The organism is Corallococcus sp. 4LFB, from assembly GCF_046520365.1.
GTDB classification, from domain to species: Bacteria; Myxococcota; Myxococcia; order Myxococcales; family Myxococcaceae; genus Corallococcus; species Corallococcus caeni.
The window spans coordinates 16,462-29,048 of the sequence record NZ_JBKGHJ010000043.1; the positions used below are offsets into that span (position 1 = coordinate 16,462).

Genomic DNA, 12,587 nt, shown 5'->3' on the forward strand with positions numbered 1-12,587 from the left:
ATACAGAAAAGGGTTCCGGGTTCAAGCAACCGTGTTTGGCGCCGCAATCGTGATCGCGCCAATGCCCCACTGGTCACCAAAAAGCAACGGTCTATTGACAACTGCTTGACCTCGGCTATTTTCCGGAGTCATTTTCGGTTGCAGCCCACCTTGGAGGGGTTAGGTATGCAAGTGAAACAAGTACTTCGGGAAACCGGAGTCGTCCTTGCTGCGGGTCTGTTGTACGGATCCGCGGCTTTCGCGCAGTCCAGCGTCATCATCGGCACTGTCATCAACACTGAGGACAAGAAGCCGGCTGCTGATGTCGTTGTCACCGCCACCTCGCCCAACCTGCAGGGCGAGCAGACCGTGGTTACCGACGCTCAGGGTAACTACCGTATTCCCCAGCTCCCGCCGGGCACGTATACGTTGCGGTTCGAGAAGGAGTCGTTCAAGCCTTTCGCCCGCCCTGAAATCCAGCTGCTGCTCAACCGCACCATCCGCGTGAACGTGGAGCTGCTCCCCGAGAGCTTCTCGTCGACGGAGACCATCGTTGGCGCGCCGCCGACGATCGACGTCGGTTCGACGAACCAGGGCGTCAACGTTGATCAGGAGTTCATCAAGCGCATCGCGGTGGCCCGTCCCGTGGGCAAGGGTGGCGCGACGCGCTCCTTTGAGTCCCTGGCCGAGCTCGCCCCGGGCGCCCAGTCCGACCAGTACGGCGTGTCCATCAACGGCACGACCTCGCCTGAGAACGGTTACGTGGTGGACGGCCTGTCCACGAACGACCCGGCCTTCGGCGTGAACGCCAGCCCGCTGAGCATCGAGTTCGTGCAGGACGTGAACATCATCACCGGCGGCTACATGCCGGAGTTCGGTCGCTCCACGGGCGGTGTGATCAACGCGGTGACCCGGTCGGGCTCCAACGAGTTCCACGGCTCCGTGTTCGCCAACTGGACGCCGGGCGCCCTGGAAGGCAACCGGAAGCTGGTCATCGAGGACGGCACGACGGTCACCGGCCTGAACGCCCTGAGCAACCTGGGCGACTTCGGCGCGACCCTCGGCGGCCCCATCCTCAAGGACAAGCTCTGGTTCTTCGCCGGCTTCGCGCCGTCGTTCCAGCGCTACGAGCACACCCGCGCCCTCAACGCCTTCACGCTGAATGACGACGGCGACGTGGCGACGGATGAGAACGGCTTCAGCGTCGTCCGGCAGATCCCGGGTTCCGAGCGGACGTACTTCGCGGACTCCCGCACGATCCAGTTCATGGGCAAGCTGACGTACCTCATCAACCAGGACCACAACGTGTCGTTCGCCCTGAACGGCACCCCGACCGTGTCGGGTGGTCTGGGCAAGCTGCAGATCAGCCCCCGCTCGGGTGGTCTGCCGGCCGCGCAGAACTCGCGCCCCGAGGACATCGGCCAGACCGAGAACCGCGCGAACACCACGGCACTCGCCCTCAAGTACGCGGGCGCGTTCATGGAGAAGAAGATCCTGGTCGACGCCAACCTCGGTTGGTTCCACCAGACCGCGGGCACGCCTCCGGCGGACGGCAGCGCCATCGGCGCGACCAACGGCCTGGCGGGCTACGCCCTGGCGCAGTACACCCGCACGCGTCCCCTGACGCAGTTCGAGAACGTCCCGAACGCGGAAGAGTACTGCGGCACGAGCACGGCGGAGCAGGCCCTGCGCTGCCCGGCGACGAACTACTACGTCGGCGGCCCTGGCTTCATGTCCGAGGCCACGCTGGACCGCTACCAGATCAACGCCAAGGCGACCTACCTGCTCAACGCGGCCGGCACGCACGTCTTCAAGGCGGGCGTGGACACGGAGTTCCTGACCTTCGATCAGAAGAAGGCCTACTCCGGTAGCGTGTTCCTGCAGGAGAGCCGCACTGGCATCGTGAACGGCCGCAGGATCTGGGTGGACAACCGCCGCTACGGCTACCAGACGGCCCCGGACACCCCGGTGTTCGAGACCCTGCAGCAGTCCTCCACGAGCGGCACCACCATCGGTGGTTTCCTCCAGGACAGCTGGTCCATCGCGAACCGCGTCACCCTGAACCTGGGCGTGCGTTACGACGTGCAGTCCATGTACGGCGGCGACGGCAACCTGGCCCTGAAGCTCGGCAACCAGTGGTCGCCCCGTATCGGCGCCGTGCTGGACCCGTTCGCCAACGGCCGCGCGAAGCTGTTCGTGAACTTCGCCCGTTACTACGAGCAGGTTCCGCTCAACATGATGGACCGCGCCTTCCCGGGTGAGCGCCGCTTCAGCGCGCGTCGCTACCTGGCGGAGCCGGGGCAGGCCGGTGGCTGCGATCCTTCCACCCTGGAAGGCCAGCGCGGCAACTGCGCGTCCGATGCGTTCATCGCGCCGCGCCCGGAGAGCACGTCCAACGCGAACCAGCTCTACAGCGGCGGTCTGGTGCAGAGCGAGCCGGTGGATCCGGACATCGAGCCCCAGTCCTCCGACGAGTTCGTGGTCGGCGGCGAGTACGAGCTCATGGCGAACACCCGCCTGGGCGCGAGCTACACGCACCGCGACATGAACAAGGTCATCGAGGACATGAGCCGCGATGACGGCAACACGTACTTCCTTGGCAACCCCGGCAGCGGCTTCGCCAAGGAGTTCCCGACCCCGCAGCGTGACTACGACGCGGTCACCGTCTACCTGAACCGCACGTTCACGGACGGCTGGCTGGCGCAGGCGAGCTACACGTGGTCCCGCCTGTACGGCAACTACCCCGGTCTGTTCCGTCCGGAGAACAACCAGCTCGATCCGAACATCCTCGCGGACTTCGACCTGATTGCCCTCCTGAACAACCGCACGGGTCTGCTGCCCTTCGACCGCACGCACGCCATCAAGGTGTTCGGCGCCAAGGAGTTCAACATCTCCAACGCGCTGTCGGCGAGCATCGGTCTGTCCTACCGCGGCAACTCCGGTACGCCGATCAACTACCTCGGCGCCTACCCGGGCTACGGCCAGGATGAGACGTTCATCCTGCCGCGCGGCACCGGCGGTCGCACCCCGTGGATCAACAGCATCGACTCCAACGTGGGCGTGAACTACCGCGTGAGCAAGGACAGCGTGGTGTCCTTCACCCTGGACGTGTTCAACCTCTTCAACTTCCAGGGCGTGGACAGCGTGGACGACTCCTACACGTTCGCGCAGGTCCTCCCGGTCTACGATCCGGTCACCAAGACCTCCGGAACCGCGGCTGACCTTCCGACGGCGGACAGCGAAGGCGGCGTTCCGCTCGCGGACGGCTCGGGCAACCTGGCGTTCGAGGACGTGAACAAGAACTACAAGAACCCGGACCGCTACCAGGCCCCGCGGCAGATCCGCTTCGGTGTCCGGTACACGTTCTAATCACCCGACCACGTGAGGAAGATCAGCAACATGCGCAAGAGCATTCTTTCAACGGTGGTTACGCTTGCTCTCGCGGGCAGCGTCACGGCCTGCGACTTCGAGCAGCCGAATCCGGGATGCATCGTTCAGGACGCGTCCTTCGCTCTGTGGTGGGCGAAGTACGACCCTGTGACGCCGCCTACCGACGCCCAGGGCAACGCCTGCAGCGAGTCGCTCGGGTATGGTGATCAGCTGGGCGTCTGGAAGTTCGCGGACCCGGTCTCGAATACGGCCAAGCTCGTCGTCCGGCCTCTGAACATCGCCGGACTGGGCGCTGCGGACGCGAACAACACGTTCGACAGCCTCCAGGTCACGGGTGATCTGAGCACGACGACGGATGCCGAGGACTTCTGCACGGCGAGCAACTTCAACAGCGCGAACGTCAACCCCGTGGTCGAGGGCGAGACGAGCGCGGTGTCGTACACGCTCAACAACGTGCGGGTGTACTCGTCGCCCAGCTCACCGGGCACCCAGCTGACCGGTGAAGTCACCTACTCGGTGAATGGCTGCACCTCGACGTACGTGGTCCGGGCCGTCTGGCCGGAGACCCCGTGCGATCCGACGGTGGACCAGAACGATCCGGACCTCGGCGTCGCGAACTGCGGTGCGGGCTCGGGCATCAACCCCGACTTCGCGACCCAGTGCGAAGAGGTGACGGATCCGGACGACCTCTACGGCTACTTCGGTGACCCGGAAGATCCGAGCTACCGCGAGGGTCGTTGCGTCCCGTCGAAGGCCATCCCGTCGTTCAAGTAGTCGGCACCGACCGACCCTGAAGGCCAACGCGGCCCCGGCAGCCCCTCCCCCACGTGGGAGTGGCGGTCCGGGGCCGCGCTGTTGTTAGTGTCTGGATTCCACTGCTGGGAGGACCATGGAGGGCCGATACGAACTCATCGAGCACGTCTGCTCGCTTCTCGCGGACGAAGTGGGGACGCTCCGCAAGGAGGCGCCCTACCGGGTCGCGCTCTGCTACCCGAGCCCCTACCACGTGGGCATGAGCTCGCTGGGCTACCAGGCCATCTACCGGGAGGTGCATGCGCACGCGGGCGCGACCGCCGAGCGTGTCTTCCTTCCCGATGATGTCGAGACATACAAGAGAACACGGACGCCATTGTTTACCTGGGAATCCCAGGCGCCGGTGTCTGGCTTTGAAATGCTTGCATTCTCCGTGGCCTATGAGTTGGAACTCACGGGTTTGTTCACGATGTTGGAGTTGTCTGGTTTACCGGTTCTTGCCTCGGAGCGGGATGCAAGGCATCCGCTGGTAGTGGCGGGCGGCCCGCTGACGTTCTCCAACCCGGATCCGCTGGAGCCCTTCGTGGACGTGCTCGTCCAGGGGGAGGCGGAGGATCTGATCCACGTGCTGCTGGAGGCCGCGGCCTCCATGGAGCGCGAGGCGCTGCTGGAGCACCTGGCGAAGGTCCCCGGCTTCCGGGTGCCCGGGCGGGGTGGGGCGCGCTATCACGTGGCGAAGGCGACGGACGCCCGGCTGCCGGCGCGCACGCAGATCATCACGCCGCACACGGAGCTGCGCTCGATGTTCCTCATCGAGCCGGAGCGGGGCTGTTCGCGGGGCTGCCACTACTGCGTCATGCGCCGCACGACGAATGGCGGCATGCGCACGGTGCCTCCGGAGCGGGTCCTGTCGCTCATCCCGGACTACGCGAAGCGCGTGGGGCTGGTGGGCGCGGCGGTGACGGACCATCCGCGCATCGTGGAGCTCTTGCGCACCATCGTGGACTCGGGGCGTGAGGTGGGGGTGTCCTCGCTGCGCGCGGACCGGCTCACCCAGGAACTGGTGGATCAGCTCCGGCGGGGTGGGGCGACGAACCTCACGGTGGCCGCGGACGGGGCTTCCCAGAAGATGCGGGACCTGGTGGACCGCAAGCACTCCGAGGAGCAGATCGTCCGCGCAGCGCGGTTCGCTCGCACCGCGGGCATGAAGCAGCTCAAGGTCTACAACGTGGTGGGCCTGCCGCATGAGGACGACGCGGACATCGATGAGCTGATCCGCTTCACCACGGAGCTGTCGCGCATCCTGCCCGTGGCGCTGGGGGTCGCGCCCTTCGTGGCCAAGCGCAACACGCCGCTGGACGGGGCGCCCTTCGCGGGGCTGCGCGAGGTGGAGAACAAGCTGGAGCGGCTGCGCAAGGGCCTTCGCGGACGGGCGGAGGTGCGGCCCACGTCCGCGCGCTGGGCCTGGGTGGAGTACATGCTGGCCCAGTGCGGCCCGGAGGCGGGGCTCGCCGCCATGGACGCCTGGCGCGCGGGGGGCAGCTTCGCCGCGTGGAAGCGGGCCTTCCAGGAGCGCGGGTGCGAGCCGTACCTGGCCCGCCGCGTGGAGGACGGGCGGCGCCAGCCCACGGTGTGGCCCATCGTGCCGGGCCGCCCGCCGCCCCAGCCGTCCGCCGCCTGACGGGGCCCTCAAAGGCCGTATTCGCCGGGCTCCGCTTTCGCTAGAAGACGGGCAGCGGGGCCGATGGCCGGCACTCGCATGGCCTCGGAGAGCATCTGGTGAGCACGCAGCGCGTGGAAAAGTCGTGGCAGAAGACGGGCCTCAAGGACTACTCGACGGAGGCCCTGCTGGGCACGCTGGGGCACTACGGGGTCCCCGTGGGCGAAGAGGACTACCGCAAGCTGGCGGAGTCCGCCTATCCGCTCGGCATCGCCCAGCAGTGGGCGGCGAAGTGGAAGGGCACCGGCCCCTTCAAGGACTACGTCGTGGCCGCGGCCGTGGAGCTGTGGCGCCGGTGGATGCCGGACCGTGTGTCCCCGCAGGACTTCACGCAGAGCCTGGCGACGCTGATGCAGGTGCTGGTGCACAAGCTCAACGGCGCGAAGGAGGCCCCGGTGGCCTCCGCCTTCGAGCACGTGAAGTCCCTGCGCTCGAAGCTGACGGTGGATGACAAGGGCGCGCTGCCCCAGCCGTTCCTCCAGGAGGCGCTGGCGCCCTTCTCGGAGAAGGACGCGGAGCTGTTCGACAGCCTGGCGGAGTCGCTGGCCGCCCAGGGGCACCTGGACGACGCGACGGCGTTCGCCGACGTGGAGGAGTTCCTGCTGCCCGACCGGCGCGGCATCTCCCAGGCGGTGGTGCGCGCCGCGAAGGGCGAGCGCGAGCCGGCCATCCAGGACCTCAAGAACCTCATCCACGACACGGCCCGCGCGCCCATCTCGCGCCTGCTGGCGGTGGACGGCCTCATCCACCTGCAGGCCTGGATTGACGCGAACGTCGAGGGCCGTGGCCTGCTGGCGGAGGCGGAGAAGGCCAACGACATCCACCTGGCGCTCGACCTGGTGCCCCGCCTGGAGCACGTCTTCAAGCAGCAGAACGACCGGTCCGCGCTCCTGGAGCTGATGGGCACGCAGGAGCGGCTGGAGGCCCTGCACGACAAGATGCACCCGGGGCACCGGGCGCACCGCCACCAGCACGCCCAGCCCCAGCGCCGCCGCTAATCGGCCGGAGCTTCAGGTCCCCGTGCGCCGGGGGCCCTGGGACTCCGGGGCCTCGGGCGCCTGGGGCTCGCTGACCGTGGAGGCCGTGGATGCGGCCTCCGCGTCCGGCGTGCCGGGCTTCATGCCGGGCTTCTCTGGCGCCGCGCGCTTGAGCTTCACCGTGATGACGCCGGGCACGCCCTCCGCCACGTCGCGCACGGGCACCACGGCGCCCACGGTGGTGTAGCGGATGGCGCCCGTCTGGGTGAAGGCGTGCTTGAGGGCGTACTCCTTCGCGCGGGGGAGGAACCACTCGCGAACCCGGGGCAGGGGCAGCGCGTGCAGCTCGCCCTGCGTGAGGAACACGTACAGCATCAGGTCCGCGCCGCTGTAGAGGAAGCAGCCCGGGGTGTCCTTCTCCAGGTTGGAGATGAGCTCGAAGAAGTAGCGGCGGCGGGTGGCCTGCCGGTCGCCCTTCACCTCGATGCCGCGCACCTCTCCGGAGGGCAGCTCCCAGAGCAGGTCCACGCCCCGGTGCTGGAAGCGCGGATCCAACTGCACGTCGTGCACGCGCGAGCCGGGCTCCGTCTCCAGGAGCACGCGCGGGCGTGCTGCACGGCCCGGTCGGCCGCGCCCTGCACGCCCCGCATGCTGAAGCTGCGTCCACCCATCGCGGCTAGCGGCGCAGCTCGACGCCGGAGGCCACGAGCTGCACCTCGCGGGGCTTGCCGTCGGTGCCGCGCGGGACGATGGCGCCTTCCGCCTCGTAGTGCTTCGCGTGGGCGTCGCTCAGCTCCGCGACCTTCACCACGCCCTCCACGCGCGCCTGCGAGCCCGCGGAGTCCAGCGGGACGAAGAAGCCGTAGTCCTTGAACGTCACGCGCACGCCGGGGCTCTTGGCGTCCTGAGCCAGCTCCAGCCAGCAGCCCTTCTTCTCACAGGCCTTGCGCACCTGGCCCTCCACGCGCACGACCTTGCCGTCGTGGGCCTGGGGCTTCGCGAGCAGCTCCGCGAGCTTCACCGTGGGCTCGCCCTTAAGGGGCTCGCCGCGGGTGAGCGTCCAGCCGGTGCTGGCGGCCTTGGCGGCCTCGGGCGTCTTCGCGTCGGCGGGATGGTGGCAGTCGCTCGACGCGGCTTCGGCCTTGGCCTTGGCGGGCGCGGGCGTCTTGTCCGCCGCGAGGGCCACGAGGGGAGCGGCGACCAGCATCACGAGGGCGGTGCGGAGCATGTGCATGCCCGTTCGCTTAGCCCAGGTTTCCGGGGCCCGGCAAGGCACCCCTTCCATCCTCGCGACTTGTCCCGCACACTCGGCGCGAGGTGCGCATGAAGGTCACCATTCCCGCTCCCAACCGCCGGGTGGGCACATTCGAATGGCTCGGGCTCGTCGGACTCGGGGGGCTGCTCGTGGGCCGCTACATCCCCGTGGCCCGCATCATCCCGTTCTGGGGCTGTGTGCTGCGCGAGCACACAGGCTGGCCCTGCCTGGGCTGTGGGCTCACCCGCGTGGCGGACCGCGTCGCGCACTTCAACATCCCGGGCGCCTGGGAGGCCAACCCCCTGGGCACCGTGTGCGCGCTGCTGTTCGCGCTGGCCGCGGTGGTGACGGCGCTGCACTTCCTCTTCGCGCTGCCCATCCCGGAGGTGGAGCTGGACGAGCGCGAGTGGCGGTGGGTGCGCATCGCGTTCCCGCTGGTGTTGCTGGTCAATTACGCCTACGTCGTGGTGCACACCCGCTTCCCGCACCTGCTGTCCTGAAGGGCGGGACCCTGTCCTCTTCCGTGCTCTCCGCCTTCCTCCTGCTGGGCTACCTCTGCGGCTCCGTCCCCTTCGGCGTGCTGCTGACGCGGTGGCTGCGCGGGGTGGACGTGCGCGCCAGCGGCAGCGGCAACATCGGCGCCACCAACGTCACGCGCGTCGCCGGCAAGAAGCTGGGCGCGGTGGTGCTGCTGCTGGACGCGCTCAAGGCCGTGCTGCCCGTGGGGCTGGCCGTGCACTTCATGCCGGGGGACGCGCGGGCGCACGCGCTGGTGGGCCTGGCCGCGGTGCTGGGGCACGTGTACCCGGTGTGGCTCAAGCTCCAGGGCGGCAAGGGCGTGGCCACCGCGCTGGGGGTGCTGGTGGTGCTGGTGCCCAAGGCGGCGCTCGCCGGGGCCATCATCTACGGGCTGGTGGTGGCCCGGTGGCGCGTGAGCTCCGTGGGCTCGCTGTCCGCGGCGGTGGTCGCCATCGCCACCGCGTTCCTCACCGCGCGCTCCCGCGAGTACGTGCTGCTCACCGCGGGGCTATTCGTCCTGATGCTCTGGACGCACCGGAGCAACCTCCAGCGGCTCGCCCGGCGCTCCGAAAACCGGCTTTGAGCTGGGAGGCAGCGGGGCGCGGTAGCCCAGGAGCGTGCAGGGGATGGGGCCGTTCCACACGTCGCGCCGGGCCATGGGGCGCGCGTGGAAGGCGCTCTCGAAGGCGGGGTTGCCGGACAGCACCCAGACGCGCCAGCCGGGCAGCGCGCGCAAGCTGTCACCCAGCTTGAAGTAGAAGGTCTTCATGCCCTTCTGGCCGCCGGAGCCGAGCCGGTCCCCATAGGGCGGGTTGGTGAGGATGAGCCCGCCACCCTCCGGCAGGGGCGGAAGCTTCGTCGCGTCGCCCTCCGCGAGCTGGACCTCCTCTCCCAGCCGCGCGGCCTTCACGTTGCGGTCCGCGGCCTCCAGGGCCTCGTCGCTCTTGTCGAAGCCGAGGATGGGGACCTCCACCTTGCGCTCGTTGCGCCGCGCGTCCGCGCGCAGGTCCGCGAGCAGCTCCTTCGCGCGCGTGCCCAGGTGCGGCCAGCGCTCCACCGCGAAGCTCCGGCCGATACCGGGGGCCCGCTTGCGCGCGATGAGGCCGCCCTCGATGACGATGGTGCCCGAGCCGCACATGGGGTCCACCAGCGCCTCCGTGCCGGTGTAGCCCGCCGCGCGCAGGAGGGCCGCGGCCAGGTTCTCCTTCAGGGGCGCGGGGGTGGGGCGCACGCGGTAGCCGCGCCGGTGCAGCGGGTCACCGCACAGGTCCAGGGAGAGGGACAGCTTCTCCTTCACCAGGTGCGCCACCACGGACACGTCCGGGTTGCGCGTGTCCACGTCCGGCCGCGAGCCCAGCTTTTCGCGCAGGCGGTCCACGATGGCGTCCTTCACCTTCAGCGCCACGAAGCCGGAGTGCGCGTGCTCGGTGTCCTTCAGGTTCGCGTCCACCGCGAACGTCACGTTCGTGGTGAGGTGCTCCTCCCACGGCACGCTGGCCACGGCGTCGTAGAGCCCCTGGGCGCCGTGCGCGTCGAACTCGCCCAGCGGGTAGAGCACGCGCATGGCGATGCGGGACCAGAGACAGACGTTGAGGGCCTCGTCGAGCGCGGCCATGAAGCGCACGCCGCCGCGGTCCTGGCGGATGCGCTTCGCGCCAAGCTCCTTCAGCTCCTCAGCGAGCAGGTCCTCGGTGCCACGCGCGGCGGTGGCGAATAGGGCAAGACGTTCAGCCATGGTGCACCGCCCTTAGACGACCCCGGGCCGATTGGGAACTGCTCAGGTGGCCACGACCTCGTACATCGTGAAGGTGGCGTCCTCCTGGGACGCGTTGGCCCCCTTCGCCCGCTGGAAGTCCTCCGACTGGAAGTAGGCCCGCATGGCGTCCCGGTCCTTCCAGCGCGTGACGAGCAGGATTTCAGGCGAGCGCTCGAACGACCGCAGCACCTCCAGGCCCAGGAAGCCTTCGTATCCGTCCACGCGCCGCGAGCGCTCCTGGAGCCGTTGGACCCAGCCGTCGGCCTCTTCGGGGGACGCGCGGAAGCGGGAGATGGCGACGATCATGACCGAGGGGAAACCCCGGGGGACGGGTGTCCGTTCCCCGGGCTGGCGGTGGCGGCGGGCTACATCGCCCCGGCGCCGGGCATGTCGCCCAGGCCGCGCAGCAGGACCTCGCGGGGCTTGGCGCCGTCCGCGGGGCCCACCACGCCGTCGCGCTCCATGCGCTCAATCATGCGCGCCGCGCGGTTGTAGCCGATGCGCATCTTGCGCTGGAGCATGGAGATGGAGACGGAGCGCATCTCGCTGACCGCCGCGAGCGCCTGGTCGTAGAGCTCGTCGGACAGCTCGTCCTCCTCGCCACCGCCACCCTCGCTGTCCTCGTCGCGCGGCTTGAGGATGGACTCGTCGAAGACGGGCTTGCCCTGGGCCTTGAGGTGGTCCACCGCCTTCTTGATTTCCTGCTCGGAGACGTAGGCGCCGTGCACGCGCTGCAGGTGGGCGCTCGTGGGCGGCATGATGAGCATGTCGCCCATGCCCAGCAGGGCCTCCGCGCCCACCGTGCCCAGGATGGTCATCGAGTCCGGCTTCGAGCGCAGCATGAAGCTGATGCGCGTGGGGAAGTTGGCCTTGATGATGCCGGTGACGACGTCCGTGGACGGGCGCTGCGTCGCGACCATCAGGTGGATGCCGGCCGCGCGCGCCATCTGCGCCAAGCGTGCGACGTAGGTCTCCACCTCGCGGCTCGCGACCATCATCAGGTCCGCGAGCTCGTCGATGATGACCACGATGTAGGGCAGCTTCTTGAGCTCCTTCTTCTCCGGGGAGGCGGCCTCCACCGGCGTGGACTCGTCGCCGTCCTCCTCGAACTCCGCGTCCTCCTCGCCGTCGGCCTCCAGGTTGGGAGCGGGCTCGGAGACGATGGCCTCGCGCAGGTCCTCGTCGTCCTCGCGCGGCGCGGCCACGCCCAGCCCGTCGCTGGCGGAAGCGGGGGCGGGCACGGTGCTGCCCTCCACGTCCACGACGAACATCTTCTTGGGCTTGGTCTTCTTCTTCGCGGCGGGCGCGGCGGCGGGCTTCTCCTCCGACGCCTGCGTCTCCACCAGCTTGTTGAAGCCGGCGATGTTGCGCACGCCCGCCTCGGACAGCATCTGGTAGCGGCGCTCCATCTCCTCCACCGCCCAGCGCAGCGCGAGCGCGGCCTTCTTGGGGTCGGTGACGACGGGGAGCAGCAGGTGCGGGATGCCCTCGTACACGGAGAGCTCCAGCATCTTCGGGTCCACCATGATGAAGCGGACCTCCTCGGGCGTGGCCTTGAGGAGGATGCTCATGATCATCGAGTTCACCGCCACGGACTTGCCGGAGCCGGTGGTGCCCGCGATGAGCAGGTGGGGGGCCTTCACCAGGTCGAAGACGTACGGCATGCCTTCGATGTCCTTGCCCACGCACATGGTGAGCTTGCTGCTGCTCTTCTGGAACGTGTCCTGTTCCGCGATCTCCTTGAGGAACACCGTCTCGCGGTCGCGGTTGGGGACTTCAATGCCCACCACGCCCTTGCCCGGGATGGGGGCGACGATGCGCACGCGCATGGCCTCCATCGCCATGGCCAGGTCGTCCTGGAGCGCGGCGATCTTGCTGACCTTGATGCCGGGCCCGGGCAGGAACTCGTACATGGTGACGACGGGGCCGGGGCGGATCTCCACGACCTCGCCCACGATGCCGAAGTCCGCCAGCTTCGCGCGCAGCTTCTCCGCCGTGACGAGGAACGCGTCCTTGTCCAGCGCGGAGCGCTCCTTCTTGTCCGCCTCCAGCACGTCCAGGGGGGGCAGGGAGAAGCTCTTGCGGTCACCCACGAACTCGAACTGGTCCTGCGGCCGCTTCACGGCGGAGGGCTTGGGCGGCGCCTTGGGCTCCACGATGAGCGGCATGCGCGCCAGGGCGGCGGGCGGCGCGGGGATGAGGGCGTTGCCCGGCGCGGCGGCGGCGGGCTTCTCCGCG

At 68.9% G+C, this 12,587-nt stretch carries 10 protein-coding genes and 1 pseudogene; 6 read left to right on the top strand and 5 right to left on the bottom strand.

Annotated features, from left to right (window positions below; translation table 11 throughout):
* The first annotated feature begins 165 nt into the window (after window positions 1-165).
* From ACLEQD_RS07525 to ACLEQD_RS07540, 4 genes are all read left to right on the top strand, one after another.
* Window positions 166-3,348: a TonB-dependent receptor domain-containing protein gene (locus tag ACLEQD_RS07525; protein WP_410382855.1), complete on the top strand. Its 3,183-nt coding sequence runs from the start codon at window positions 166-168 to the stop codon at window positions 3,346-3,348.
* A 54-nt stretch (window positions 3,349-3,402) separates the two neighbouring features.
* Complete coding sequence (locus ACLEQD_RS07530) at window positions 3,403-4,143, top strand: hypothetical protein (protein WP_410382856.1); 741 nt, start codon at window positions 3,403-3,405, stop codon at window positions 4,141-4,143.
* A gap of 115 nt (window positions 4,144-4,258) precedes the next feature.
* On the top strand, window positions 4,259-5,803 hold the full coding sequence (locus ACLEQD_RS07535; RefSeq protein WP_410382857.1) for a radical SAM protein: 1,545 nt from the start codon (window positions 4,259-4,261) through the stop codon (window positions 5,801-5,803).
* 98 nt (window positions 5,804-5,901) lie between these two features.
* The gene (locus tag ACLEQD_RS07540; protein ID WP_338266359.1) at window positions 5,902-6,840 is read left to right on the top strand and encodes a hypothetical protein; all 939 of its coding nucleotides are present in this window, start codon (window positions 5,902-5,904) and stop codon (window positions 6,838-6,840) included.
* 12 nt (window positions 6,841-6,852) lie between these two features.
* Here ACLEQD_RS07540 and ACLEQD_RS07545 read toward each other — a convergent pair.
* Window positions 6,853-7,490: pseudogene (locus tag ACLEQD_RS07545) on the bottom strand (hypothetical protein).
* A gap of 5 nt (window positions 7,491-7,495) precedes the next feature.
* Window positions 7,496-8,053 (bottom strand): DUF4920 domain-containing protein, encoded by a 558-nt coding sequence (locus ACLEQD_RS07550; RefSeq protein ID WP_171436860.1) that lies wholly within the window; start codon window positions 8,051-8,053, stop codon window positions 7,496-7,498.
* Between the two features lie 89 nt (window positions 8,054-8,142).
* On the opposite strand from ACLEQD_RS07550, the gene ACLEQD_RS07555 reads away from it, so the two are divergent.
* Window positions 8,143-8,574, top strand: coding sequence for a DUF2752 domain-containing protein (locus ACLEQD_RS07555; protein ID WP_410382858.1), 432 nt, complete (start codon window positions 8,143-8,145; stop codon window positions 8,572-8,574).
* A 23-nt stretch (window positions 8,575-8,597) separates the two neighbouring features.
* A complete protein-coding gene (gene plsY, locus ACLEQD_RS07560) occupies window positions 8,598-9,176 on the top strand; it encodes a glycerol-3-phosphate 1-O-acyltransferase PlsY (RefSeq protein ID WP_375756874.1) in 579 nt (192 codons plus the stop codon).
* Here plsY and ACLEQD_RS07565 read toward each other — a convergent pair.
* From ACLEQD_RS07565 to ACLEQD_RS07575, 3 genes are all read right to left on the bottom strand, one after another.
* A complete protein-coding gene (locus ACLEQD_RS07565; protein ID WP_410382859.1) occupies window positions 9,102-10,328 on the bottom strand; it encodes a class I SAM-dependent RNA methyltransferase in 1,227 nt (408 codons plus the stop codon). The genes plsY and ACLEQD_RS07565 overlap by 75 nt on opposite strands.
* A gap of 42 nt (window positions 10,329-10,370) precedes the next feature.
* A complete protein-coding gene (locus ACLEQD_RS07570; RefSeq protein WP_410382860.1) occupies window positions 10,371-10,655 on the bottom strand; it encodes an antibiotic biosynthesis monooxygenase family protein in 285 nt (94 codons plus the stop codon).
* A 59-nt stretch (window positions 10,656-10,714) separates the two neighbouring features.
* The coding region (locus ACLEQD_RS07575; protein WP_410382861.1) for a DNA translocase FtsK at window positions 10,715-12,587 on the bottom strand (1,873 nt) is incomplete at its 5' end.

Excerpts from the sequence above, each read along its gene's own strand:
- ACLEQD_RS07525 (WP_410382855.1), top strand. The coding sequence starts at position 166 with ATGCAAGTGAAACAAGTACTTCGGGAAACCGGAGTCGTCCTTGCTGCG.
- ACLEQD_RS07535 (WP_410382857.1), top strand. The coding sequence starts at position 4,259 with ATGGAGGGCCGATACGAACTCATCGAGCACGTCTGCTCGCTTCTCGCG.
- ACLEQD_RS07550 (WP_171436860.1), bottom strand. The coding sequence starts at position 8,053 with ATGCACATGCTCCGCACCGCCCTCGTGATGCTGGTCGCCGCTCCCCTC.
- ACLEQD_RS07555 (WP_410382858.1), top strand. The coding sequence starts at position 8,143 with ATGAAGGTCACCATTCCCGCTCCCAACCGCCGGGTGGGCACATTCGAA.
- ACLEQD_RS07565 (WP_410382859.1), bottom strand. The coding sequence starts at position 10,328 with ATGGCTGAACGTCTTGCCCTATTCGCCACCGCCGCGCGTGGCACCGAG.
- ACLEQD_RS07570 (WP_410382860.1), bottom strand. The coding sequence starts at position 10,655 with ATGATCGTCGCCATCTCCCGCTTCCGCGCGTCCCCCGAAGAGGCCGAC.